Origin of the sequence: Streptomyces sp. Ru73 (assembly GCF_002920575.1) — a bacterium.
Classification (GTDB): Bacteria; Actinomycetota; Actinomycetes; order Streptomycetales; family Streptomycetaceae; genus Streptomyces.
This window is the reverse complement of the sequence record NZ_PQSQ01000051.1, coordinates 30,634-55,133: the sequence shown is the minus strand read 5'-3', so window position 1 is coordinate 55,133 and position 24,500 is coordinate 30,634. Positions and strand designations below refer to the sequence as shown.

General features: G+C 73.0%; 18 protein-coding genes and 1 pseudogene. 8 read left to right on the top strand and 11 right to left on the bottom strand.

The window, feature by feature from the left end:
• Positions 1-23: 23 nt before the first annotated feature.
• From C3486_RS21625 to C3486_RS21610, 4 genes are all read right to left on the bottom strand, one after another.
• Positions 24-1,379 (bottom strand): cytochrome P450, encoded by a 1,356-nt coding sequence (locus tag C3486_RS21625; protein WP_181138640.1) that lies wholly within the window; start codon positions 1,377-1,379, stop codon positions 24-26.
• 237 nt (positions 1,380-1,616) lie between these two features.
• Positions 1,617-2,585 carry a phosphotransferase gene (locus tag C3486_RS21620; protein WP_103834395.1) on the bottom strand — a complete coding sequence of 323 codons (969 nt, stop codon included), beginning with the start codon at positions 2,583-2,585 and terminating at the stop codon, positions 1,617-1,619.
• A gap of 195 nt (positions 2,586-2,780) precedes the next feature.
• Positions 2,781-4,121, bottom strand: a complete 1,341-nt coding sequence (locus C3486_RS21615; RefSeq protein WP_103834394.1) for an SWF or SNF family helicase — start codon at positions 4,119-4,121, stop codon at positions 2,781-2,783.
• Entirely contained in the window at positions 4,118-7,129 is a 3,012-nt protein-coding gene (locus C3486_RS21610) for a DEAD/DEAH box helicase (protein ID WP_103834393.1), read from the bottom strand. Before C3486_RS21610 ends, C3486_RS21615 begins: the two co-directional genes overlap by 4 nt.
• A 147-nt stretch (positions 7,130-7,276) precedes the next feature.
• Between C3486_RS21610 and C3486_RS21605 the strand changes: the two genes are divergently transcribed.
• Positions 7,277-7,459 carry a hypothetical protein gene (locus C3486_RS21605; protein ID WP_103834392.1) on the top strand — a complete coding sequence of 61 codons (183 nt, stop codon included), beginning with the start codon at positions 7,277-7,279 and terminating at the stop codon, positions 7,457-7,459.
• Between the two features lie 280 nt (positions 7,460-7,739).
• Here C3486_RS21605 and C3486_RS21600 read toward each other — a convergent pair whose 3' ends face one another.
• Positions 7,740-8,489 (bottom strand): hypothetical protein, encoded by a 750-nt coding sequence (locus C3486_RS21600; RefSeq protein ID WP_103834401.1) that lies wholly within the window; start codon positions 8,487-8,489, stop codon positions 7,740-7,742.
• 218 nt (positions 8,490-8,707) lie between these two features.
• Positions 8,708-9,019, bottom strand: a complete 312-nt coding sequence (locus C3486_RS21595; RefSeq protein WP_258052919.1) for a hypothetical protein — start codon at positions 9,017-9,019, stop codon at positions 8,708-8,710.
• 96 nt (positions 9,020-9,115) lie between these two features.
• Between C3486_RS21595 and C3486_RS21590 the strand changes: the two genes are divergently transcribed.
• Positions 9,116-10,015, top strand: coding sequence for an oxygenase MpaB family protein (locus tag C3486_RS21590; protein WP_258052918.1), 900 nt, complete (start codon positions 9,116-9,118; stop codon positions 10,013-10,015).
• A gap of 57 nt (positions 10,016-10,072) precedes the next feature.
• On the opposite strand, the gene C3486_RS21585 is transcribed toward C3486_RS21590, so the two are convergent.
• Positions 10,073-10,723 (bottom strand): class I SAM-dependent methyltransferase, encoded by a 651-nt coding sequence (locus C3486_RS21585; RefSeq protein WP_103834391.1) that lies wholly within the window; start codon positions 10,721-10,723, stop codon positions 10,073-10,075.
• A 184-nt stretch (positions 10,724-10,907) separates the two neighbouring features.
• On the opposite strand from C3486_RS21585, the gene C3486_RS21580 reads away from it, so the two are divergent.
• From C3486_RS21580 to C3486_RS21570, 3 genes are all read left to right on the top strand, one after another.
• Entirely contained in the window at positions 10,908-13,205 is a 2,298-nt protein-coding gene (locus C3486_RS21580; RefSeq protein WP_103834390.1) for a nitrate- and nitrite sensing domain-containing protein, read from the top strand.
• On the top strand, positions 13,205-13,627 hold the full coding sequence (locus C3486_RS21575; protein WP_103834389.1) for a roadblock/LC7 domain-containing protein: 423 nt from the start codon (positions 13,205-13,207) through the stop codon (positions 13,625-13,627). The genes C3486_RS21580 and C3486_RS21575 overlap by 1 nt, the downstream gene beginning before the upstream one ends.
• A 133-nt stretch (positions 13,628-13,760) precedes the next feature.
• Positions 13,761-14,378, top strand: coding sequence for an ATP/GTP-binding protein (locus tag C3486_RS21570; protein WP_103834388.1), 618 nt, complete (start codon positions 13,761-13,763; stop codon positions 14,376-14,378).
• Between the two features lie 25 nt (positions 14,379-14,403).
• Here C3486_RS21570 and C3486_RS21565 read toward each other — a convergent pair whose 3' ends face one another.
• Positions 14,404-14,832: a PPOX class F420-dependent oxidoreductase gene (locus tag C3486_RS21565; RefSeq protein WP_103834387.1), complete on the bottom strand. Its 429-nt coding sequence runs from the start codon at positions 14,830-14,832 to the stop codon at positions 14,404-14,406.
• A gap of 163 nt (positions 14,833-14,995) precedes the next feature.
• Between C3486_RS21565 and C3486_RS21560 the strand changes: the two genes are divergently transcribed.
• Together C3486_RS21560 and C3486_RS36975 are read left to right on the top strand one after the other, a co-directional pair.
• On the top strand, positions 14,996-15,403 hold the full coding sequence (locus tag C3486_RS21560; RefSeq protein WP_103834386.1) for a roadblock/LC7 domain-containing protein: 408 nt from the start codon (positions 14,996-14,998) through the stop codon (positions 15,401-15,403).
• An 80-nt stretch (positions 15,404-15,483) separates the two neighbouring features.
• Positions 15,484-16,806, top strand: a complete 1,323-nt coding sequence (locus C3486_RS36975) for a DUF6397 family protein (protein ID WP_146075034.1) — start codon at positions 15,484-15,486, stop codon at positions 16,804-16,806.
• Here the strand turns inward: C3486_RS36975 and C3486_RS21550 are convergent.
• Both C3486_RS21550 and C3486_RS21545 read right to left on the bottom strand, forming a co-directional pair.
• Positions 16,737-17,606, bottom strand: coding sequence for an acyl-CoA thioesterase II (locus C3486_RS21550; RefSeq protein WP_103834384.1), 870 nt, complete (start codon positions 17,604-17,606; stop codon positions 16,737-16,739). The two genes, C3486_RS36975 and C3486_RS21550, sit on opposite strands and share 70 nt — an antisense overlap.
• A gap of 121 nt (positions 17,607-17,727) precedes the next feature.
• Positions 17,728-20,241, bottom strand: coding sequence for an RNA helicase (locus C3486_RS21545; protein WP_103834383.1), 2,514 nt, complete (start codon positions 20,239-20,241; stop codon positions 17,728-17,730).
• Between the two features lie 175 nt (positions 20,242-20,416).
• On the opposite strand from C3486_RS21545, the pseudogene C3486_RS21540 reads away from it, so the two are divergent.
• Positions 20,417-21,207 (top strand): annotated as a pseudogene (locus tag C3486_RS21540) (metal-dependent hydrolase).
• A gap of 1,328 nt (positions 21,208-22,535) precedes the next feature.
• Here C3486_RS21540 and C3486_RS21535 read toward each other — a convergent pair.
• Positions 22,536-24,317: an ABC transporter ATP-binding protein gene (locus tag C3486_RS21535; RefSeq protein WP_103834382.1), complete on the bottom strand. Its 1,782-nt coding sequence runs from the start codon at positions 24,315-24,317 to the stop codon at positions 22,536-22,538.
• Between the last annotated feature and the right edge of the window lie 183 nt (positions 24,318-24,500).

Genomic DNA, 24,500 nt, shown 5'->3' with positions numbered 1-24,500 from the left:
CCCCCTCGGCCTTGTGCGCGGGTTCAGCCGTCGGCAGCCGCTCCGCGCGGCCGGCAGGTCATGAGCAGCGGTCCGGGACCGAGCGTTCCCCGGACCCGGACCCGCATCTTGGCACCGGGGTCGGGATGCACGCTCCAGCGGGCGCAGACGCTCGCCAGCGCCATGGTCATCTCCACCAGCGCGTACTGGTCACCGATGCACTTGCGGTTGCCGCCCCCGAAGGGGACGTGCGCGCCCCGAGGCGCGGCGTCGCCGCCCCCTTGGAGCCAGCGTTCGGGAGCGAACCGCTCGGGGTCGGGGAAGAGCTCGGACCGGTGGTGCAGCAGATAGGCGCTGTACAGAAGCGCCGTCCCCTTGGGGAGCTGCTGCCCGGCCAGGGTGGTGTCCGCGGTGGTGACGCGGGTGAAGAACCAGCCCGGTGGATACATTCGCAGCACTTCATGGACGACGCTGCGGGTGTAGGGCAGGCCGTCCATGTCGGCCGCGGTGGCGGTCCGTCCGGCCAGTGTGCCGTCGACCTCCTCGTGCACCCGTTTCTCGATCTCGGGATGCTGGCTGAGCAGCCAGAACGCGAACGCCAGGCTGTTGGCGGTGGTTTCGAAGCCGGCCCCGCTCATCACCACGAGCTGGTCGCGGACGTCCTTGTCGGACATCGGCGCACCCGTGTCGTCATGCGCCTCCAGGAGCATGCTGACCAGGTCGTCGCCTCCGGGCGAGGCCCGGCGCTCGGCAATGATGCCGTCGATGGCGCGGTGCAATCGGGTGCAGGCGCGGCGGTAACGGCGGTTGCCGGGGGTGGGCAGGCGGTAGAGCGGCCCGAGGGGCAGCATCACCCGCTGGTAGACGCCGTCGATCACGGTGTGCAGGCTGTGCTGCACCGCGGCGACGGCCTCGTCCTCCGCCTCGGCGGCGAGCACGCTGCGGGTGACGATGCGCAGGGTCAGGGTGGTCAGCGCGGCGGTGAGGTCGAAGCGCAGGCCCGGCCGCCAGGGGGCGGTCATGCGGTCGATCTCCTCGGCCATCACCGTGGCGTACGCGTCGATCCGCTCGGGCTGGAAGGCGGGCTGCATCTGGCGGCGCTGCCAGCGGTGCTCCCGCCAGCCGGCCATGGGCAGGCTGCTCCCGAACAGCACGCGGGCCTTGTCGAAGAACGGCCCGCCCTTGTCGAACGTGCGCGAGTCGGTGAGCATCCGGTGGGCCGCGTCCGGATCGCAGACGACGTACGCCGGATAGGGGCCCATCCCGATGCGTACGAGGGCGCCGTGGGCCGGGAGCGAGTTCAGGAACTCCAGGGGGCGGGAGTGCAGCTGCCAGGCGTGGCCGAGCAGCGGCCATGCGCCGGGGGCCGAGCCTGCGCGGGGCAGTGGGGTCGTGGTCACAACGGGGCACCTCCGGGGAACGAGCCGGGCTCTGAGCGCGGGTGGCCCCCGGATGTTCTCCCTCTCCGTACGGCCGGAACCCGGCGCGAAGGAGCCGACGCGGGCGCATCGGCGCCCAGCGCGGCGTCTTCCCGTGTGGAGGCGACGGCGGCGCCTTCGGGCCGAACGGACCGTGCCGGTGCCGGGCGGCGCAGCACCGGACGGTGCGGGCTGCGCAGGCGCCCGGCAGGTGCTGGGCTAGCGGCTGAGGACCTCCGGCGTGAGGGGAGCACGCCGGCGCCACTGGTCGACCATGGGCGCCATCATCGGGCCCAGCTCCGGCATCGACGGCACGACCGCCAGCGCGGCCACGATCTGCAGCAGGCGGGCCCGCTCCATGACGTCGAGCAGCGCGCGGTCCAGGGGCCGCCCGCTCGCCTCCTCGTACGCGGCCTGCGCACGCGGTGCCAGCAGGGCCAGGTCCCACTCCACGGGGCCGCGCGTGACGTCCTCGAAGTCGCTGAAGACATATCCGTCGGCGGTCCGCAGCAGGTTGTACGACGGCCCGTCCCCGTGCAGCGGCTGCACACGCGCTCCGGGGAAGTGGCCGGGCACGTCGGCCACGAGGGTCTCGAGGACCGCGTACTCCTGCTGCGCCCGGTCCAGTTCCGCCGTCGTCAGCCCCTGCGGGTCCTTCCGCAGCGCTTCCAGTAGCGGGGCGAGGGTGGGCACCAAGGGAGACAGCACCGGCAGTTCGCCGGGGTACCGGGCCAGGAAGGAGTGCAGTTCCGCCGCCCAGCCGGTCTGCTCGACGAAACGGTCCTCCAGTGCGTCCATGCCCGCGGCGGCGGCCTCCCGCATCGGCTCGCGCTCGTCGATGAACTCCCAGAAGACGAGCGACCTGCCCTCGCACTCGACGGGCTCCCGCGGCACCAGCGGGCTGGGCCTCACGACCGGCGCTCCGGCGTCGGCCAGCCAGCCCACGACGTCCAGTTCGCGCTGCTGCCGGGACGCCTGCTCCTCGGGCGGTACGAGGGCGAGCGACGGCACGCGCGCCACCACGGGATGCGGCGCGAGATGCACCAGTACGTTGAACATGTCGTGCAGGACCCGCGGTTCGTCCGCCCGCAGGCCCAGCCGCCGCCCGGCGCCGACCGCGATACGCACGGCACGCTCGGCACGTTCACTGAGCGGGGTACCGGAAATGTCCGACTGAGGATTCGTCATGGGGTGATCATGGCGCCCTACGGGGCGGACGTCGACGCGTTTTCGGGCGCTCGGGCACGAGGGGGGCGGCCGGCGCCTATCGGGTGGTGGGCAGCGGTGCGGCCTACGGAGAGGCGCGCTGCTGCCTTACAGGAGCCGGGCAGCGCTGGCCCCGAGGGAACCGTCGTCGTCGCCCCCTCGGAGCCGGAGCTTGGCCTACCCCTGATCCGTCTCTGCTGCCTCCGCCGTTCCGGTGGCGGAGGCCAGCGCCGCTGCGGGGTCCTCGTCCGGCGGCCCCGAAGGCAGCCAGTGACCCCGCTCCTTGCGGTACGGCCACCAACGGCCTTCCCGGTCCAGCCGCAGCTGCGCACCGGTGCCGACCACCGTCCACCGGTTGCGGGTGACCCGCATCCGGGGCCGGTCCGCGTCGTCGGCCCAGGATGCGGCGAGCCCGGCTGTGGCACGCGCCAGTTCCTCGGCCCCCGGAGTCCACTCCTTCTCCAGCACCGCGAGACCGGCCGGGCCACCCTGCCGCCATGCCCGTACGGCCGCCGCCAGGCCCTTGGCGTCCCGCCCGGAGCCGGCCGCGAGCCGCCCGGCGACCGCCGCGGGCGGACCGGCCGCGGCCATCCGCACCGCGTCCTCGGAGAGCGTCGGCCCGGGCGTCGGCGGGGTGTCCGCGTGCCAGGGGGACAGCGCCTCGGCGAGCTGCCTCCCGGCCCGCTCCGCGGAGTCGCGGATCAGGAACTCCAGGGCCGCGATGTCGACCCCGGGCCCGGGCGGGGCCCCGCCGCCCAACGCCGGCGCGGCGCCCGCCTCGTCCACCCGTGGCGGCGGTGCCGGCAGCGGCGCCGGCTCCTGCCCGGCCGCGAACGCCTCGGCCGCCAGGACACCGGCCCCGGCCACCGGTACCAGGCCGCTCTCCCCGTCGGCTTCCGGCTCCGGCGCGTACGCCTGCGCGCGGGCCGCGCTGCGCGCTTGGAGCTCGCCCAGCAGCTCCTCCTCGCCCCGCCCGCGCAACAGGAGCAGCACGAACGGGTCCTGGTCCAGCAGCCGCGCCATCTGGTAGCAGAGCGCCGCCGTGTGCGCGCAGTGGTCCCACGCCTCGCAGCCGCAGGACGGCTCCAGGTCGCCGATGCCGGGGAGGAGTTCGACGCCGGCCGCCGCCGCGTCCTCGACGAGCTGCGGAGGCATGTCGCGGTCCAGCAGTGCGGCGAGGTGCCCCGCCCGGTCGGCCACCATGTCCAGCAGACGGTCCCAGTCCGCTGCGCGCAGCTCCTGGAGGAGCACGTCCGCACGGTGCGCGGTGCCGTCGCGGTCCCGTACGACGGCGGTGAGGCGGCCCGGCCGTACGGACACCGCGCCCACGGCGCCCGCGCGGGCGTGCCGGCGGCCCAGCTTCACCTGCTGGCCGTCCAGTGCCGTGTCCTCCAGGGCCTGCAGCCAGGCGTGCCCCCACCAGGTGCGCGCGAAGCCGCGCCCTCGTGCGGGCGGCAGCGCCTCGAAGGTGCGTGCCTCGCGGTGCGTGCCGTCCTCGGTGCCGTGGAAGTCGCTCATCGTTCGCCCCCTCGGAGCTCGACCAGCTCCGCCAGTTCCGCGTCGGTCAGTTCGGTGAGTGCCGCCTCGCCGGCGCCGAGCACGGCGTCCGCCAGCCGCTGCTTGCGCGCGAGCATGTCCGCGATCCGGTCCTCGACCGTGCCCTCGGTGAGGAAACGGTGGACCTGTACCGGCCGGGTCTGCCCGATCCGGTGGGCGCGGTCGGTGGCCTGGGCTTCGACGGCGGGGTTCCACCAGCGGTCGAAGTGCACGACGTGCGAGGCCCTGGTGAGGTTCAGGCCGGTGCCGGCCGCCTTCAGGGAGAGCAGGAAGACGGGCACGTCGCCGTTCTGGAACCGGCGCACCAGCTCCTCCCGTTGGGCGACGGACGTGCCGCCGTGCAGCAGTTGTGCGGTGACGCCGCGCGCCGCCAGGTGCGCCTCCAGCAGTCGCGCCATCCGCACGTACTGGGTGAAGACGAGCACGCCGGCTCCTTCGGCGAGCAGTGTGTCCAGGAGTTCGTCCAGCAGCTCGACCTTCCCCGAGCGCTCCGCGAAACGGCGCGTGCGCCCTGCCCCGGCGCCGTCCTCCTTGAGGTACTGCGTGGGGTGGTTGCAGATCTGCTTCAGCGAGGTCAGCAGTTTGACGACCAGGCCGCGGCGGGCGAAGCCGTCCGCTCCTGCGATGCCGGCCAGCCCCTCGCGCACCACCGCCTCGTACAGCGCTGCCTGTTCAGCGGTGAGCGCCACGGCGCGGTCGGTCTCCGTCTTCGGCGGCAGCTCGGGCGCGATGCCGGGGTCCGTCTTCCGGCGGCGCAGCAGGAACGGCCGTACGAGCCGCGCCAGGCGCTCAGCGGCGGCGGGGTCGGTCCCGCCCTCGACGGCCTGCGCGTAGCGCGCACGGAAGCGGCTCAGGGGCCCGAGGAGGCCCGGCGTGGTCCAGTCGAGGATCGCCCACAGCTCGGAGAGGTTGTTCTCCACCGGGGTGCCGGTCAGGGCGACCCGGGCGCGTGCCGGCAGCGTCCGCAGCTTCCTCGCGGTCGCGGAGAACGGATTCTTCACATGCTGGGCCTCGTCGGCGACGATCATGCCCCAGTCCACGCCCGCCAGTTTCCCGGCGTCCACCCGCATCGTCCCGTACGTGGTGAGCACGAACTCCCCGTCCGTCAGGCCGGCGAGGTCGCGCCGCCCCGCGTGGAAGCGGCGTACGGGCGTACCGGGCGCGAACCGCTCGATCTCCCGCTGCCAGTTGCCCATCAGCGAGGTCGGGCAGACCACCAGCGTCGGCCCTGCGGCCGCGGGGACGGTACGGCGGTGCAGATGGAGCGCGATCAGCGTGATCGTCTTGCCCAGGCCCATGTCGTCGGCCAGGCAGCACCCGAGGCCGAGCGACGTCATCCGGTGCAGCCACGCCAGGCCGCGCAGCTGATAGTCGCGCAGCGTCGCGGCGAGCGCGGCGGGCTGTGCCGGCGCCTCGCCCCCGCTGCCCTCCGGATCGGCGAGCCGGTCGCGCAACTCCCGCAACGGGCCGGACGCCCGCACCTCCACGTGCGCGCCGTCGCCGCTGTCGGCCGCCCCCGTGAGCGCCGCTCCGAGCGCTTCCATGGGCGTGACCTTCCGGTCCCGCCTCTGGTGCGCGGCCCGCAGCGCCTCGGGGGCGACGAGCACCCACTGGTCGTGCAGCCGTACGAGCGGTCGCCCGGCCTCCGCCAGCCGGTCCAGCTCCACCCGGCTCAGCTCGTGCTCCCCGATGGCGAACCGCCAGCTGAACGACAGCAGCGCATCGGCCGACAGCAGCGAGGGCAGCGCGGACTCCGTACGGCCGGGCGCCTGCTCTCCGGAGCCGGCCGCGTCGGGAGAGCCCACCACCGCATGCGCGGCGAGGCTCCGGGCGAGCCGCTTGGGCCAGTGCACCTGTACCCCGGCCGCCGCGAGGGCCCGCGAGCCGGGGCCCAGCAAGTCGCCGATCTCCTCCTCGGCGAGGTCCAGCGCGTCCGGTACGGCCGCGGAGAGCAACGGGGACAGCGGAGCCCACGCGGAGGCCGCCCGCCGCAGCGTCAGCAGCGTGTCCGTACGAGCGCGCGCCCCGAACGCCCGGCCTGCCGGGGAGTCACCCGCCCACACCTCGGACACGTCGGCGACCAGAGCCGGATCGCTGGGGCTGTGCAGCTGGAGCACGGCAGTGAAGCGCGGACGGGCCGCCACGGCATCGGAGAGGCGTGCGGCGGCGTCCGGAGAGGCTGTCGCGTCGCCGTCAGCGCCCCCGCCACGGCCGGCGGAGGCCAGGCCCGCGCCACCCCCGCCCTCGTGGCCGCCCAGCCCGGGGATCTCGATCCGGAGGGACAGGCGGACACCGGCGTCGTGCCCCGCCGCCACGTCGGCCGCCCATGCGCGCTGCTCGGGAATGTGCTGCGGGAGCGCCGCCGCGTACGCAGGGCCGCCCGCGGCCAAGACGGCGGCGGGGGAGCGCGGCAGCCCGTCGGCCACGGCGTCCAGGAAGGAACGCAGCAGCGGTTCCGGTTCGGGCAACCGCAACGGGCTGCTTCCGGGGACCGGCGCGGCGTGCGCATACGGGGGCATCGCCGCGGCCAGCTCCCGTATGCGGGTCAGATCGGCGGGCTCGAGAGGGCCGCATCGCCAGGCGTCGTGGTCACCGGCGCTCAGCCCCGGAAGGAGCTTGCCGCGCGCCACTACGTGCAGTGCGATCAGGGCAGCCGCGCCCCAGAAGGCGGCGGCAGGGTGCGCGGTACGGGAGGCGCGGGCGCGGGTCAGTACGGGGAGCGCGGCGGCGACGGACAGCAGCAGGGCGGGCACCTCCCGAGAGGCGACCTCGCCTCCTTGCCGCGGGAGGGCGAGGGTCAGATGCTCGGCCGCCACGCCGTCGATGCCGGAGCCGTCCGGCAGCGGCTCACCGTCCGGCCGCCAGAACGCGACGCGCCCCGTGCGCGGTGGATCACCCGGCACGTACACCGCGGCGCACCGGGAGAGAGCGGCGATCCGGTCGAGGCTGAGCGCGGGAAGTTCGGGCACGTGCCGTCGACTCCTCAAATTTGACTACCTGCCTTCGGAGCGGCCGAGGGTACAGGACGGACCGGGCTTTCGTGGAACCTCCGGCGCCGATCCGGCGTTCAATGGAAGACAACGGACGCGGCAGCCGCCGCGGAAAGGTCGTGAAGGATGTCCACACGTGCGAAGGTCGCCGTCGGCGGCGTGGCGGCAGGCGTGATCCTGCTGTGGCTGCTGCCCTTCTGGGCGGCGTTGCTGGTCATGATCGGGGTGCCGGCGGTCGCCTATCTGACGCTGGACCCCTCGCAGCGGCGGCGACTGCGCCGCGTCACCCGCAAGGAGCTCGGACGCTGAGCACCCCCGGACCCGGGAGGGCAGGGGCGTCCGGGTGCCGGGCCTACGGGTGACCTGACGTGCGGGTCTTCAGGGCACGCTGCCGTAGGGCCCGGGCGCCGACGCACCATGCCCACCGGGGCAGGGCATGTCCCGTACTCGGCAGCGCGCGGCCAGGCCCGGGCGGCGGACCTGCGCAGCACTCGCCGCCGCGGCCGAGCGTGAGTGCGCATGAGGGCTGCGCGGCGCGTACACGGGGCCGTGCGCGCCAGTACCACGTGGTCCCGCGCTCGCGCCGCTCTCAGACCGGCCGGAAGGCCATCGCGTCCAGCGACTGCAGCAGCCCCGGAAGCTCCGGGCCGCGGCCCACCGGGAGCACCTCGCCCGGCTCGTCGTCGAGCAGCACGAAGGCGATGTCGTCGGTCCGGGCGACCATGCTCCAGCCCGGCCCGTCCACGCGCAGCGTGCGCGCCTCACCGGCGGCGAACGACGAGCGCACCCGTCCCGGCGGCGGAGGCTGCTGCACGTACCCCCGCGCCTCGTCCAGCACCCTGCGCACGCCCGGATGCGGCTTGGCGCCCGGCTCCACGAACGTGACCTCACCGTCGACCTGCTCGCGCCAGGCCGCCCACTGCAGGGCGATCTCGTCCGCGCCGAGGCGCCGTTGGGCCGGCCCCCACTCCAGCGCGTCCGGCGGCGTCAGGGGCTCGGGATCGCCCTCCTCGGGGGCCGGGTCGTGCGGCGCCGGCACTCCGGGCGCCGCCACCGCCAGGGCGAGCGGCCAGCCCGGCAGGGCCGCCACGATGCTGTTCTCGTCGGGGGAGAGGTCGTACTCCATGCCGCAGTCCCAGGCCGCTATCGCGCAGGCCACGAGGGAGACGTCGTCGGTCGCCACGGTCCAGCGCGCGCCGCGACCGTCCTGCCCGAGCACCAGCCCGTAGCCCTCTTCGTACGGCTCCAGGCGCAGCTTGGCGCACACCTCGGGATAGTCGTCACCGAGCACACTCGGGAACTGCCCGGGCGTCAGCAGCACCGCGGTCAGTACGAACAGCTGGTCGTCGTCGACCTCGCCGACGTCGCCGACGTCGCTGCCGTCGCCGACGTCGCTGCCGTCGCCGACGGCGCCCTCCGTCGCGGACACTCGGGCCTCCCATTCGCTCGCGGCCGGAAAGTCACCGGCCGCACAGATCACGTCGTCGGCGCACCTTAATTGGCCGGACAGGCGGTTGTCACGGCCCCGGCACCCGCATCCGGTGATATCGCCGCCGCTCAGGCGGCCGGCAGGCTGAGCAGGTCTCTGGCGACTTCCTGCGGCGACTGGCGGCGCTCCCGTGCGAGGGCGATCAGCGCCCGGCAGGCCAGCTCGTTGATCCCGAAGGCCAGCGCCTCGGGGGACACCCAGTCCGCCGCCTCGGCGCCCCGGTCCTCGTCGCCTTCGGCGCACGCCGCCACATGCGTGGCCGCCGCCTCGAAGAGGTTGTGCGGGCCCTTTCTGGCCGGTGGCCGCTGCGCACGCGGCCGCCCCGGTCCGGACCCGCCCCCGGTGAGACGGGCCCGGAGTCCGCGAAGGAAATCGGTCATCATTCCCCCATGCCGGTGGAGAAGCGTATGAGGCCTTCCAAGTCTCCCCTCTCCTCGTACTGTTGGACCTTCGGCGACCGAAGGGACGGTTCTCTCGTGGGGCGTTACGACCTGCTCAAGGAGATTCAGCGGCTGGATCCCGAGAAGGACTATCTGCGGATCTTCCGCATCACAGTGACGTATGAGTTCCCATGGGACATCACCAGAGCGCTTGAACTCGCCCTTTACCGCACGTACGCAGTGCCCAGCATCGGCCGTCTGCTGGCCGAAACCGCCGAGCTGACCGACCGTACGCAAAAGCGCTACGACGACACCGCGCTTCTACTGGACTCCGTGGTCGAGCACGGCTTCGATACGGAGGACGGCCGCACGGCCATCCGGCGCATCAATCAGATGCACCGCAGCTACGACATCAGCAACGACGACATGCGCTATGTGCTGTGCACGTTCGTGGTCGTACCGAAGCGCTGGATCGACCAGTACGGGTGGCGGCGGCTGAGCGAGCACGAGAAGCACGCGATGGCCGTGTACTACCGGACGCTCGGCGCGCACATGGGTATCAGCGAGCTGCCCCGCACCTATCAGGAGTTCGAGCGCTACCTGGACGACTACGAGCACGAGCACTTCGGCTGGGACGAGGGCGGCCGGCGCGTCTCGGACGCCTCGCTCGGCCTCATGGCCGGGTGGTACGGCCCGCTGGCCCCCGTAGTGCGCGCCGCGAGCACGGCGCTCCTGGACGACGCCCTCCTCGACGCCTTCCGGTACGAGCGGCCGCACCCCGCCGTACGGACCGCCGTACGCGGCGCACTCCGGCTGCGTGCCAAGGCCGTCCGTCTCATGTCGCCCCGCCGCGCCCCGCACTACGCCCGGCAGAATCCCGAGATCAAGGGCTATCCGAACGGTTACCGCATCGCCGAACTCGGCACCTTCCCTCAGCGGCGGCGGACCGGCACGGGCTGTCCGGTCCCGCACGCCGACGGCGCCGCGACGTCCTGACCGCACCGTCTTCTGGCGCTGCCGAACGTACCGGCGCCGGTCAGCACCGGCGTACGGTCAGCCCTGGCGTACGGCCAGCGCCAGGAAGCGCGCGTCCTCGTCGGCGTAACGGACCAGCTCCCAGCCGCTGCCGGCCAGCAGCGGCCGCAGGTTCGGCTCCGCCCGCAGGTCGTCCGGGGTGAGCTCGTGGCCCTTGCGGGCGGCGAGGGCCGCCCGCCCGATCGGATGGAAGAGGGCCAGCCGCCCGCCGGGCCGCACCACCCTGGCCAGCTCCGCGAGGTCGCGCGCAGGGTCCGCCAGGTGCGAGATCAGGCCGGCCGCGAAGACGCCGTCCAGCGCGCCGTCACGGACCGGCAGCGCGGCGACGTCCGCGCGCAGCAGGGCCCCCTCCGCGTCCCGTCCGGCCCGTACGGCCGCCTCCAGCATCTCCGGCGTCAGATCGGCCGCAAGCACCGTGCCGGACGGTCCTACGGCCGCACGCAGCGCCGGCAGGGCCCGGCCGGTGCCGCATCCGGCGTCCAGCACGCGGTCGCCCGCACGCAGGCCCAGCTCCGCGACGCCCGCCGCGAAGGCCGGCCCGTCATCGGGGAAGCGGGTGTCCCAGGTCAGCGCCCGTTGCCCGAAGAACTCCCGTACGTCGTGCGCCCGGCGGCCGGAGCGGCCGCGAGCACCGCCGTCGGACCGAGGGCTTTCGCTGAATTCGCTCATAGTGACGACATGATCCCCCATGGGGCGAGCCGCGCGGGCCCTTGGTTCCCACGAGAAGTGGGGGTCCGTGCGGCGCACACGTTCGGGCAACGGCCGATCGAGCGCTGGCACGGCGCCGCCAAATGGCAGCAGTTCCGGACTGTACGCGGGTGTGCCGCCTCTGCGGGTCTAGCGTCCCGGAGCCATGGGACACCTGGACCGCACGCCCATGAGGCGGCTGCTGAACGGCGCACGAGGGCGGGCCTTCCGCCGCCGTACGGTCCGCGCCCGCGTCGCCCGGCTGCTCGTGGTCCCCTCCGTGTCCCTGCTCGGCCTCCTGGGCTTCGTCACCGTCGGCGCGGTGCAGGAGGCCGCGGCGGCTCGGCGGGCGCAGCACATCGAGGACGAGGTCCGTGCGCCTCTGTACCAGGTGGTGCGCGCGCTCCAGGAGGAACGCCGGGCCGCCGTCGCCTACCTGGCCGCACCCACCCGGGCCCGGGAGGACGCCTTCGGAACGCGCGCGGGGGAGACGGCGAAGGCGGCGGCCCGGCTGCGGCTCGACGGCCGTCGGACGGCCGCCACCGGCGCAGGGCTCCCGGACCGTGCGGCGGACAGCCTGACCGCCCTTGACGGCGCGCTCGACGCGGTGACGAAGCAGCGCCGGCCGACGAGGGAGCGCGCCCTCCTCTGGCCCCAGGCGCACGGCCGCTACACCGCGGCCATCACCTCGGCCCTGACCGCCGACGCAACACTGGACGGAACGGACACCCGGCCGCCGGCGCGGCTTCTGCAGGCCGGCGAACTGCTTGCCCAGGAGGATGCCGTCCTGACCGCCGCGGACCTCACCGGGACCCTGGACACGGCCCAACAGCGGTCGTTCATGGGAACGGTCGCGGCGCGGCGCCTCATGGAGCGCACCGCCACCGACGACCTGCCGAAGGACGCGGCCACGGCGTGGCGCACCCTCGCCACCGGCCCTGAGTACGCCGACCTCCGCACCATGGAAGACGCGGTGAGCGCCGCCGCTCCGGGACGCGACGCGGCGCGGGCGGCCCCCGGAGGCCGCTGGCGGCCCACCTGTCAGACGCTGCGGCAGGACCTCCGGGTCATCGACAGCAAGGTGACCGCTGATGCCACGCGCCGGCATGACGGCCCTTACGTGTACGGCGTGCGGGCGGCCATCGCAGCGGCCGTCGGACTCGGGTTCCTGGCGCTGGGGCTCTCCTGGTTCGTTGCGGTGCGGGTCGGTCGCGGTCTGGCCGAGGACCTCACCGGCCTCCGTGACAACGCGCTGAGCATCGCCCGCGACGAACTCCCCGAGGCGGCGGGCGAGCCCGGCACCGAGCGGCCGTCCGTCGCACGCGGCGAGGCCGACAACGAGTCCCAGAACCTGCCGGAGAAGCCGCCCGAGGCGCCTGCCGCGCCACTGCCCGCCGACGAGATCAGTCAGGTCCGTGCGGCGCTGGGCAGCGTGCACAGGTCGGCCCTGGACGCGGCCGCGGAGCACGCCGAACTGGCCGACCGGATCACCGGCGTGTTCGTGAACCTCGCCCGCCGCAGCCAGGTCCTCCTCCACCGCCAACTCGCCCTCCTGGACGCCATGGAACGCCGCACCCAGGAGCCGGCCGAACTCGGCGACCTGTTCCGGCTCGACCACCTCACCACCCGTATGCACCGCCATGCGGAGAGCCTGATCGTCCTCTCCGGCGCGGCACCCGGGAGGGCCTGGCGCTCTCCGGTACCGCTCGTGGACGTGGTGCGCGCCGCGGTATCGGAGATCGAGGACTACGCGCGCATCGAAGTGCGGCGCCTCCCCGACGGCGCGCTACCGGGTGCCGCGGTCGCCGACCTCACGCACCTCCTGGCCGAGCTCATCGAGAACGCCGCCCAGTTCTCGCCGCCGCACACCAAGGTGCGGGTGCAGGGCGAACCGGTCGGCACCGGCCACGTCCTGGAGATCGAGGACCGCGGGCTGGGCATGGACGACGAGGCGCTCGAGGAGGCCAACCGGCGCATCGGGGACGCCGGCGCACCCGCGCCCTCGGACCGGGACCGGCTGGGGCTCTTCGTGGTGAGCCGGCTGGCGGCCCGGCACGGGGTACGCGTCGTGCTGCGCCCTTCGGTGTACGGCGGCACGACGGCCGTGGTCCTGCTGCCCCACGCCCTCGTACACCCGACGGGCCTTCCGGTGCCGCCCGCGCCTGCCCCTGGGCCGGTCCCCGACGGGCCACTGGAACGGGTACGGGCACACATCGGACGCCGCACAGGCCGGGCGCTGGCACCGCCGGCGCCCCCGGCCGCTGACAGCGTTCCCGGCGGTCCGGAGGTACTGCCGCAACGTGTCCGACAGCGCAGCCTGGCCGTGCGCCTGCGCGAGCCACCCCCTGCCGCCAAGGACCTGCCGCCCGAGGAGGAGCCCACGCTCTCCCCGGAACAGGCACGTGCACGTATGACCGCCTACCGCCTGGGCTGGGCGCGCGGTCTCACGGAAGGAGAACCGTGATGCACGAGGAACGAGCGAGTCGCACACCGTCGCGCCCCCGGAGCGAAGTCGGCCGGCTCCTGGACGACCTGGCCCACCGCGTACCGGAGGTCCGGCACGCCGTCGTACTCGGCGGCGACGGACTGGTGGCCGGGGCCTCGGGCTGCCTCCTGCGGGAGGACGCCGATCACCTGGCGGCCGTGGCCTCGGCCTTCCACAGCCTGGCCAGGGGCACCGGGCGGCACTTCGCCTCCGGAGCGGCGCGCCAGACGATGGTGGAACTGGAGGACGGCTACCTGTTCATCGCCGGAGCCGGCGACGGCTCGTGCCTTGCGGTGCTCAGCTCTTCGGATGCCGATATCGGCCTGCTCGCCTACGAGGTGGCGCGGCTCGTCCGCCGCGTGGGGGAGCTGCGCGGTACCGAGCCGCGCTTCGCCCCCTGAGAAGACCGGCCCCGGCAGCACACGAGAGTGATCCAGTTCACCGAATCACCCCGCGCCGCCGTACCGGACGGACTACGGTCCTGCCCACCCGCGCGCCCCCGACGCGCTCATCGCCTCCTGGAGGACAGCACCGATGGATTCCGTGGACTCCGTGCACCCCGGAACAGAGCGGGACGAGACCGAGCTCGCTCTGAAGATCCTCATAGCGGGCGGCTTCGGCGTCGGCAAGACCACGATGGTCGCAGCGGTCAGCGAGATCCGTCCGCTGCGCACGGAGGAGAACCTCAGCGCGGTGGGAGAAGCGGTCGACGACACCCGCGGTGTGGACAGCAAGGCCACCACCACGGTGGCACTGGACTTCGGCCGCATTACCATCAGACGCGGCCTGTCGCTGTACCTCTTCGGGACGCCGGGACAGGACCGCTTCTGGTTCATGTGGGACGACCTCTCCGCCGGTGCGCTCGGCGCCGTCGTCCTCGCCGACACCCGGAGGCTGGCGGACTGCTTCCCGGCGGTGGACTACTTCGAGAACCGCCAGGTGCCCTTCCTCGTGGCCGTCAACTGCTTCCCCGAGGCGCACTCGTACGGCGCGGACGACGTGGCACGGGCGCTGGACCTGGACAGCGGCACGCCGGTGATGCTGTGCGACGCCCGCGACCGCGACTCCGGCAAGGAAGTCCTCATCCGGCTGGTCGAGCACGCGGGCCGTATGCACACCGCCCGCATGCTCGACACGGCGGGCCGGCCCTAGGTCCCCTGCCGGCCCCTCGCCGGGCTCAGTTCGCGACCTCCGCCAGGGCCACCGCCTTGTCGACGCGGACCCGGACCAGCACCTCACCGGGCACGCCGTTGCGCGCCCCGTACTGCTCGGCCAGCTCGTCACCCATGTAGCGCGCGGCGAGACGAGTCGCCCACGCGCGCACCTCCGGCAGGTCGTCGCTCACCTGCGCGCGTCCCTCGATCACGACGAAGTCGAACGGCGGCCGGTCGTCGTCCACGCACAGCGCCACCCGGCCGTCCCGGATCAGGTTCTTGCCCTTCACCGTGTCAGCGCCGGTGGCGAAGACCACGTCGTCGCCGTCCAGCAGGAACCACACGGGCGCGATGTGCGGCCGCCCGTCCGCCCGCACGGTCGCCAGCTTGCCCGTGCGGGTCCCGGCGGAAAGGAACGCCTGCCACTCGTCCTTGGTCATCTTTCGTGCCATGGGGCCATCCTGCTGTATCGGGCGTCCCGTCGGCAGTAGGGCGCGCGCCGACGTGCCGGGCCGCTTGCCGAGACGGCAGAGGTGAGCGAGGCTGGCACAGCGGTGCGCGACAGGTGGTGCCGCACGCCAGTAGGTAGCACGGTGTTACGGGGAGGAAGCGGGTATGGCACTGAGCAGCGGACTGGACTGGCTGCTGGACGACCTGACAGGACGCGTCGATCAGGTACGGCACGCCCTCGTGCTGTCCAACGACGGCCTGGTCACCGGGGCGAGCAAGGGGCTGGTGCGGGAGGACGCCGAGCATCTGGCCGCGGTCGCTTCCGGGCTGCACAGTCTGGCCAAGGGCTCGGGGCAGCAATTCCGGGCGGGCCGGGTGCGGCAGACCATGGTCGAATTCGACGACGGAGTGCTGTTCGTGACGGCGGCGGGCGACGGCAGCTGCCTGTGCGTGCTGGCCGAAGCCGATTCGGACCTCGGGCAGATCGCGTACGAAATGACCTTGTTGGTGAACCGGGTCGGCGAGCATCTCGCCGTGGCGGCGCGGCAGCCGGAAAGTTATCCACAGGTCTGAGGCGGGGGTTGACCCGCTGTCACACTCCGCGACTACAGTCGTGACTGTCAGTGATTGGACTGTAGCGGGGGAGAAGTGACATGACCGCGATGTACGAGGGCCAGGAAACACTCGCGATGGGGCGAGCGGCCCGAGAACTGGGATTGAAGACCGGCGAGTTCGAGCTCGCCGTGCAGCTCGACGAGGTAAGTACGGTACCGCCGGGGCCCGGCAGCGTGGCCGGCCGCCGGCGGGTGCCCGCAACCGAGATCGCGCGGTTGCGGGAAGAAGGGGGATTCCCCGACACGCTCCGTGAGCGGATCCGAGTGGTCGGCGCGACGGAGGGCGCCGAGCTCATGGGAATCGCGCCCGGCAGGTTCCTCCGGCTGGCCCGCGCCGGCTGCTTCGGTCCCGTCCGCTTCTATGTGAACCGCTACGGCGCGATCGTCTGGCAGTACCTGGCCACGGAGCTGGCGTCCTTCGCAGGCAAGGAATGCGGGCTCATCCACGGGCCTACGCCACCGCCCATGCGGGCGCTGCTGACGTCGGGCCAGGACTGGCGGGGTCGGCTGTGGCGGAGCCGGCGAGTGGCACAACTCGTGACGGCGGCGGATGGTTCCTGGGCGGTTTCCGCCGCGATCGCCGCCGTGCTGCCACCGGAAGAACTGGCATCGCTGGTGCGCGACCCCGCCGAGCGGATCTGGCTGCGTAAGCTCAGGCCCTGCCTCTCCTCGGCCAACGCGAATACGCCCCGCACCCGCGAGGCGGTCGAAAGGGCCGAGACGGCGGAGGAGTTCGACGAGGTGATGTGGTACCGCATCAGCCTCTCCCGGCAGCTCGACGCCGCCCGCCAGGAACACCCGGCCCCGGCCCTGCGGCCCTCGGAGGCTGTCATGCACTTCGGCGCACCGCCTCCGGGGGAGGCCGAGGCAGTGCCGGAAGCCGGAAAGGCGGCCGGCGGACGTACGAAGCCCGGAAAGCGGGACGGCGCTGCCGGACCCCGCGCAGCCGACCAGGCGGCAACTGGCAATGCGGAGACGAGCGGGACCGACGGGATCGACGACCGGCGGGGCGCACTGAGCGTTTCGAGCGCTTGCGAAGTCTCCAGCCCGCCGGGCGCGCCGAGGACACCAGGCCCATCCGGCGCTCCCGGTGCACCGAGCGCGCCGACCACAGCGGCCGTACCGACGGCATCCGCGGGACCCTCACCCCGCGCGCGGCTCACTCGCGCCCGCACGGCTGCCGGCCCGGCGTCCCGGACCCGCCCCAGGCCGGCGGCCACCGGAGGAGCCCCCGCACGGCACGGCGTGTTCCTGACCCGCCGCGCCCGCGGCTCCGCCGGCCGGACCCGGCCTCAGTCACCCAGCTTCCGGAAGAGCCCTTCCTGGACGACGGAGACGAGCAGCCTGCCCTCGCGGTCGTAGATGCGGCCGCGGGCCAGACCCCGGGCACCCGTGGCGATCGGCGACTCCTGGTCGTAGAGGAACCACTCGTCGGCACGGAACGGCCGGTGGAACCACATCGCGTGGTCGAGCGACGCCATGTCGAATCCGCGCGGACCCCACAGCGGTTCGATCGGAATCCGCACGGCATCCAGCAGCGTCATGTCGCTGGCGTACGTCAGCGCGCAGGTGTGGACGAGCGGGTCGTCACCCAGCGGCCCGACCGCCCGCATCCATACGGCACTGCGCGGCTCCGCACCCTCGATCTCCTCCGGCAGCCAGCGCAGCCGGTCGACGTACCGGATGTCGAAGGGCTGGCGACGGGCCATGCGCTCCAGCGCCTCGGGCAGTCCGCCCAGGTGCTCCCGGACCTCTTCGGAAACGGTCGGCAGTTCCTCCGGGGGCGGCACGACACGGCCGATCGGAAGCTGATGCTCGAACCCCGGCTCGGGCTTGTGAAAGGAGGCGGTCAAATTGAAGATCGTGCGCCCCTGCTGGACGGCCACGACGCGGCGCGTGGTGAAGGAACGCCCGTCCCGCACCCGCTCCACCTGGTACACGATGGGCACCCCGGGCCGGCCCGGCCGAAGGAAGTACGCGTGCAGCGAGTGCACCGGGCGGTCGCCTTCCGTGGTCCGGCCGGCGGCCACCAGTGCCTGCCCGGCGACCTGGCCGCCGAAGACGCGTTGCAGGGACTCGTCGGGGCTGCGGCCGCGGAAGATGTTCACCTCGATCTGTTCCAGATCGAGCAGGTCCACCAGCTTTTCCGCCGGATTGGTCATCTACGGGTGTCCTTCGTCGTCGGAGAGCGGTCGGAGCAGAGGCCTTCGGTCGGAGGAGTGTGAGTCCCGGCGCCCGGTCCCGGGCGAGCGCCCGCGACCGGGACCGGACGGATATCCATGGTCAGAGCTGGCCCACGGACGTGACGCGCACGACCGCACGGCCCTCCTCGTCCGAGGCGGCGAGATCCACCTCGGCGGAGATGCCCCAGTCGTGGTCGCCGTTCGGGTCGGCGAAGGTCTGGCGCACGCGCCACAGGCCGTGCTCCGGGTCCTCCTCGATCTGCAGCAGCTTGGGGCCCCGGGCGTCCGGGCCGGTGCCCAGGTCCTCGTACTCGTCCCAGTAGGCGTCCATCGCCTCGGCCCAGGCGTCCGCGTCCCAGCCGGAGTCGGCGTCCAGCTCGCCCAGCTCCTCCACCTTGTCCAGCGCCGCGAGCTCCACCCTCCGGAACATGGCGTTGCGGACGAGCACCCGGAAGGCCCGCACGTTGGTGGTGACCGGCTTGACCTCGTCCGCGTGCTCCATGGCCTCCTCGGCCGTCTCCTCCTCCGGGTTGGCGAGCTGTTCCCACTCGTCCAGGAGGCTGGAGTCGACCTGGCGGACCATCTCGCCGAGCCAGGCGATGATGTCCTCGAAGTCCTCGGACTTCAGGTCGTCGGGCACGGTGTGGTCCAGCGCCTTGTAGGCGCTCGCGAGGTAGCGCAGCACGATGCCCTCGGTGCGGGCCAGCTCGTAGAAGGAAACGAACTCCGTGAAGGTCATGGCCCGCTCGTACATGTCGCGGATGACCGACTTGGGCGAGAGGGGGTGGTCGCCGACCCAGGGGTGGCTGCGGCGGTAGAGGTCGTAGGCGTGGGAGAGCAGCTCCTCCAGCGGCTTGGGGTACTCGACGTCCATGAGGCGCTCCATGCGGTCCTCGTACTCGACGCCGTCGGCCTTCATCTGGGCGACCGCCTCGCCCTTGGCCTTGTTCTGCTGGGCGGCCAGGATCTGCCGCGGGTCGTCCAGGGTGGACTCCACGACCGAGACCATGTCCAGCGCGTAGGAGGGCGACTCGGGGTCCAGCAGGTCGAAGGCGGCCAGCGCGAAGGTGGACAGCGGCTGGTTGAGCGCGAAGTCCTGCTGCAGGTCGACGGTGAGCCGTACGATCCGGCCCTCGGCGTCCGGCTCCTCCAGGCGCTCGACGATCCCGCCGTCCAGCAGCGAGCGGTAGATGGCGATGGCCCGCCGGATGTGCCGCAGCTGGTTCTTGCGCGACTCGTGGTTGTCCTCCAGCAGCCGGCGCATGGCCTCGAAGGCGTTGCCGGGCCGCGCGATCACGGAGAGCAGCATCGCGTGGGTGACGCGGAAGCGGGAGGTCAGCGGCTCCGGCTCGGAGGCGATCAGCTTCTCGAAGGTGTTCTGACCCCAGTTGACGAAGCCCTCGGGGGCCTTCTTCCGCACGACCTTGCGGCGCTTCTTCGGGTCGTCACCCGCCTTCGCGAGCGCCTTCTCGTTCTCGATGACGTGCTCGGGTGCCTGGGCGACGACGAAGCCGGCAGTGTCGAAGCCGGCGCGTCCGGCCCGGCCGGCGATCTGGTGGAACTCACGGGCCCGCAGGGTGCGCACCCGGTTCCCGTCGTACTTCGTCAGCGCGGTGAACAGCACGGTTCGGATCGGCACATTGACGCCCACGCCGAGCGTGTCCGTCCCGCAGATCACCTTCAGCAGGCCGGCCTGGGCCAGCTTCTCCACGAGCCGCCGGTACTTCGGCAGCATGCCGGCGTGGTGCACGCCGATGCCGTGGCGTACGTACCGCGAGAGGTTCTGCCCGAATTTGGTGGTGAAACGGAAATTGCCGATCAGCTTGGCGATCTCGTCCTTCTCGGCCCGCGTGCACATGTTGATGCTCATCAGGGCCTGCGCCCGCTCCACGGCCGCGGCCTGTGTGAAGTGCACGATGTAGACCGGCGACTGGTGCGTCTCCAGCAGCTCGGTCAGCGTCTCCGTCATCGGTGTCGTGCGGTACTCGTACGACAGCGGCACGGGCCGCGTCGCGGACCGCACGACCGAGGTCTGCCGGCCGGTGCGCCGCGTCAGGTCCTTCTCGAACATCGCGACGTCGCCGAGCGTCGCCGACATCAGCACGAACTGTGCCTGCGGCAGCTCCAGCAGCGGGATCTGCCAGGCCCAGCCGCGATCCGGCTCGGCGTAGAAGTGGAACTCGTCCATGACGACCTGGCCGATGTCGGCGTCCTTGCCGTCCCGCAGCGCGATCGAGGCGAGCACCTCGGCGGTGCAGCAGATGACGGGCGCGTCGGCGTTCACGGAGGCGTCGCCGGTGAGCATGCCGACGTTCTCGGTGCCGAAGAGCTTGCACAGGTCGAAGAACTTCTCCGACACCAGGGCCTTGATGGGGGCCGTGTAAAAGGTGACCTGATCATTGGCCAGGGCGGTGAAGTGCGCGCCCGCCGCGACCAGGCTTTTTCCGGAGCCGGTGGGGGTGGACAGGATGACGTTCGCCCCCGAGACCACCTCGATCAGTGCCTCCTCCTGGGCAGGGTAGAGCGAGATGCCCTGCTCTTCGGCCCAGGTCGAAAAGGCTTCGAAGAGGGCATCGGGGTCGGCGTCGTTCGGCAGATGATCGATGAGGGTCACGCCCCCATACTGCCTTCCTTCACCCCCGAAGGGGGAACCGGCGGGTCCTACGGTGATCATCTGACGCTACGCTGTGTCGCCGACCACGCGTCATCTTCGCGACCAGAAGCGCCGGCGGCGCGACCGCGGAGGGCATCGGCGCGAGAACCAAAACGACTAGGGGTGGGGAACAACCATGATGGGACCGGCGCACTCGCTGTCCGGGGCCGCGGCCTGGCTGGGGGTGGGCGCGGCGGCCGGCGCCCTGGGCCACCCGATGCCCTGGCCGGTGGTTGTCGTCGGCGCGCTGATCTGCGCCGGTGCGGCCCTCGCCCCCGACCTGGACCACAAGGCGGCCACGATCTCTCGTGCCTTCGGGCCGCTGTCCCGGGGCCTGTGCGAGGTCGTCGACAACATCTCGCACGCGGTCTACAAAGCCACTCGGATGAAGGGCGACGCACGCCGGTCCGGTGGTCACCGCACCTTGACGCACACCTGGCTGTGGGCGGTGCTCGTCGGCGCCGGCATGTCGGTACTGGCCATGCAGGGCGCCGCTGGGCGGTGCTCGGCATCCTCTTCGTGCACATGGTGCTCGCCATCGAAGGGCTGCTGTGGCGGGCGGCCCGGGTCTCCAGCGATGTGCTGGTCTGGCTGCTGGGTGCGGCCTCGGCGTGGATCCTCGCCGGAGTGCTGGACCAGCCGGGGAACGGCTCGCACTGGCTGTTCACCGAGCCGGGGCAGGCGTACCTGTGGCTGGGGCTCCCGATCGTGCTGGGTGCGCTGGTGCACGACATCGGCGACGCGCTCACGGTCTCGGGCTGCCCGATCATGTGGCCCATCCCGATCGGCCGCAAGCGCTGGTACCCGGTCGGCCCGCCCAAGAGCATGCGCTTCCGCGCGGGCAGCTGGGTGGAGCTGAAGGTCCTGATGCCGATCTTCACCCTCCTCGGCGGCATAGGCGGCCTGACGGCCCTCGGCCTGCTGTAGGCCACTGGCCGGTACGAAAGCGAGACTCGGTACCGGTCGGCCGCCGGCCGGTAGCAGAACGAGACCCGGTGCCGGTCGGTCGTCGGCTCGTAGGGGAACCAGGCGCGGTGCCGTTCGGCCGTCCGCCCGTAGGGGAACGAGGCGCGGACTCGGCTGGCCACTGGGCCGTACGAGAAGGAAGCGCGGCAGTCCACCGGCCCGTGCGGAGGGCCGGAGTCCCGGCGCAGGGGTGCCCTGCCCGGCGGCCGGGCCACCGACGAGTACGTCCGTCGGCAGCGGGGCTTCGCGGCGGTCGATGCGGCCGGGCGGCAGGTGGACTGCTTTCCCAGCGGCCTGGCTGCCCAGCGCCCGCGCGCGCCGAACGGCTCGCGCGGCTGTCGCGGGGCGTGCTCCTCGGAGGCAGGGGGACTCGGCCTTGGACAGGTCTCCGGGTTACGACAGGCCCCCGGACGACGCCAGGCTCCCCGCTCACGGCAGCCTCCCGGGCTCGGCTTTCTGGCGCCCGGCTTGCCGGTAGGTTCGCCGGGGGCCTTGGGGCTCGGCTTCCGGCAGGTGTCCGGGCTGCGACAGGCTCCCCCCTCACGGCAGCCTCCCGGGAGCAGCTTCCTGGCAACCGGCCTGCCCGTAGGTTCCCTGGAGACCCTGGGCTTCGGCCTTCGGCAGGTCCCGGAGCTACGGCACACCTCCGGTCTCCGGCAGGCTCCCCGGCCGCGGCGGGCCCCCAGGTTGCTGCCGGGCCCAGGGCCGCGGCTGGATCCCGGGCACGGCCCCGGCCCTCTGGCGACCGGCCTGACCGCAAGCTTCCTGGCGAACGGCTCATCCGCAGGCCGCCTGGCGACCGGCGGCTCGCCTGCAGGTCCCCAGGCGATCGATCTGCCCGCAGGCTCTCCGGCGACCGGCCCACCTGCCAGCTGCCTGGCGACCGGCCGCTTGCCTACAGGCTCCCTGGCGACCGGCCCACCTGCCGGCCTCCCGGCGACCGGCCACCTGTCGCCCTCCCGGCGACCGGCGGTTCGTCCGTCGGTCCCCTGGCGACCGACCCACCCGTCAGTTGCCTGGCGACCGGCCGCTTGCCCGCAGGTTCCCTGGCGACCGGCCCACCTGTCACCCTCCCGGCGGCCGGCGGCCGGCGGCTCGTGCGCAGGGCCTCTGGCCACCGGCTCATCTGCCAGCTGCCTGGCGACCGGCCCACCTGCCGGCCTCCTGACAACCGGCGGCTCGCCCGTGGGGCGTCCCCTGGCGAACGTCCCACTCGCGGATCCTTCAGTCACCGGGTCGGCGGCCTCAGGTGCCTGGGGCCGTCGGCCGGCGCAGCCGCGGGGCCGTGGTCAGGCGTGCCAGGAGCGCCAGAGGGCGGCGTAGGGGCCGTTGGCGGAGACCAGGGCGTCGTGGCTGCCCAGTTCGGTGATGCGGCCGTCCTCGACCACGGCGATGACGTCCGCGTCGTGGGCGGTGTGCAGCCGGTGGGCGATGGCGACGACCGTGCGGCCGTCCAGGACCTTGCCCAGCGAGCGCTCCAGGTGACGGGCGGCCCGCGGGTCCAGGAGCGAGGTGGCCTCGTCGAGGACCAGCGTGTGCGGGTCCGCCAGGACGAGCCGGGCCAGCGCGATCTGCTGGGCCTGTGCCGGCGTCAGCGCGTGCCCGCCGGAGCCGACCTCCGTGTCCAGTCCCTTCTCCAGCCCCCGCGCCCAGCCGTCCGCGTCGACCGCGCCCAGCGCCGCCCACAGTTCGGCGTCGTCCGCGCCGGTGCGGGCCAGCAGCAGGTTGTCGCGGAGCGAGCCGACGAAGACGTGGTGCTCCTGGTTGACCAGTGCCACGTGGGCACGTACTCGCTCCGCCGGCATCCGGGACAGCTCGGCGCCGCCGAGGGTGACCTCGCCCTTGCGGGGCGCGTAGATCCCGGCGAGGAGCCGGCCCAGCGTCGACTTGCCCGCGCCGGACGGGCCGACGAGTGCCACCCGGCTGCCGGGCCGGACCCGCAGCGAGACGTCGTGCAGGACGTCGACGTCGGCGCGGTAGCCGAAGCGGACGCCGTCGGCGCGTACGTGCCGGCCGTCGGGGGCGATCCGCTCGTCCGCGGCCTCCGGCTCGATCTCCCGCACGCCGACGAGGCGCGCGATCGACACCTGGGCCACCTGCAGTTCGTCGTACCACCGCAGGACCATGCCGATCGGCTCGATCATCATCTGCGAGAGCAGTGCGCCCGTGGTGAGCTGGCCGATCGTCATCCAGCCCTGGAAGACGAAGACACCGCCGAACATCAGGACGGCACCGAGATTCAAGGTGTGGGTGCCGTTGATCACCGGGAAGAGGACCGAGCGGAGGTAGAGCGTGTAGCGCTCCCACTGGGTCCACTCGCGAATGCGCCGCTCCGACAGCCGGGTGCGGCGGTCGCCGAGCCGGTGGGCCTCGATGGTCCGGCCCGCGTCGATCGTCTCGGTGAGCGCGGCGGACACGGCGGCGTATCCGGCGGCCTCGGAACGGTACGCACTCGGCGCCCGTTTGAAGTACCAGCGGCAGCCGACGATCAGCAGGGGCAGCGGGACGAGGACGGACAGGGCGAGTGGCGGTGCGGTCAGGCCGAGCGCCCCGAGGAGCAGTCCGATCCAGACCACGCCGATCGACAGCTGCGGCACCGCCTCGCGCATGGCGTTGGCCAGTCGGTCGATGTCCGTGGTGATACGGGACAGCAGGTCGCCGGTGCCCGCCCGTTCCAGCACGCCGGGCGGCAGAGCGACGGACCGTACGAGGAAGTCCTCGCGCAGGTCCGCCAGCATCCGCTCGCCGAGCATCGCGCCGCGCAGCCGGACCATCCGTACGAAGACGGTCTGGATGATCAGGGCGAGCGCGAACAGGCCGATGGTGCGCTCCAGATGGATGTCGCGCGCGCCGTCCGCGAGGCCTTCCACGAGGCCGCCGAGGAGATAGGGGCCGACCATCGAGGCGATGACGGCGATGGCGTTGACGGTGACGAGGAGGACGAATGCCGTGCGGTGGCGGCGGATCAGCCCCGCGACGTAGCTGCGTACGGTCGCGGGGGAGCCGACGGGGAGGATGGTCGTGGTACGTGCGGCTTCCGGATCGTGCTCCGGCGGCGCCAGGCCGATCATGCCGTCTCCTCGATGGAGTCGAGCGCGCCCACCCGGGCGCGCGAGGGGGTGGAGTCGTGATCCGCGGGCGGCGGAAGGAGCGCGTCGGAGTCGCCTTCCGGGGCGATGCCCGGGGCGGTGCCTGGCACAGTGCCCCGGCCGCCGCTCGGAGGACCGTCGTCTCCGCTGCCGTCCCGTCCGGCG

What these genes read in the sequence shown, in the direction of transcription:
- C3486_RS21595 (WP_258052919.1), bottom strand. Translation starts at nt 9,019, where the DNA reads ATGACCGATTTCCTTCGCGGACTCCGGGCCCGTCTCACCGGGGGCGGG.
- C3486_RS21605 (WP_103834392.1), top strand. Translation starts at nt 7,277, where the DNA reads ATGTCCACACGTGCGAAGGTCGCCGTCGGCGGCGTGGCGGCAGGCGTG.
- C3486_RS21560 (WP_103834386.1), top strand. Translation starts at nt 14,996, where the DNA reads ATGGCACTGAGCAGCGGACTGGACTGGCTGCTGGACGACCTGACAGGA.
- C3486_RS21575 (WP_103834389.1), top strand. Translation starts at nt 13,205, where the DNA reads ATGCACGAGGAACGAGCGAGTCGCACACCGTCGCGCCCCCGGAGCGAA.
- C3486_RS21535 (WP_103834382.1), bottom strand. Translation starts at nt 24,317, where the DNA reads ATGATCGGCCTGGCGCCGCCGGAGCACGATCCGGAAGCCGCACGTACC.
- C3486_RS21580 (WP_103834390.1), top strand. Translation starts at nt 10,908, where the DNA reads ATGGGACACCTGGACCGCACGCCCATGAGGCGGCTGCTGAACGGCGCA.
- C3486_RS21550 (WP_103834384.1), bottom strand. Translation starts at nt 17,606, where the DNA reads ATGACCAATCCGGCGGAAAAGCTGGTGGACCTGCTCGATCTGGAACAG.
- C3486_RS21570 (WP_103834388.1), top strand. Translation starts at nt 13,761, where the DNA reads ATGGATTCCGTGGACTCCGTGCACCCCGGAACAGAGCGGGACGAGACC.
- C3486_RS21620 (WP_103834395.1), bottom strand. Translation starts at nt 2,585, where the DNA reads ATGACGAATCCTCAGTCGGACATTTCCGGTACCCCGCTCAGTGAACGT.
- C3486_RS21565 (WP_103834387.1), bottom strand. Translation starts at nt 14,832, where the DNA reads ATGGCACGAAAGATGACCAAGGACGAGTGGCAGGCGTTCCTTTCCGCC.
- C3486_RS21585 (WP_103834391.1), bottom strand. Translation starts at nt 10,723, where the DNA reads ATGAGCGAATTCAGCGAAAGCCCTCGGTCCGACGGCGGTGCTCGCGGC.
- C3486_RS36975 (WP_146075034.1), top strand. Translation starts at nt 15,484, where the DNA reads ATGACCGCGATGTACGAGGGCCAGGAAACACTCGCGATGGGGCGAGCG.
- C3486_RS21615 (WP_103834394.1), bottom strand. Translation starts at nt 4,121, where the DNA reads ATGAGCGACTTCCACGGCACCGAGGACGGCACGCACCGCGAGGCACGC.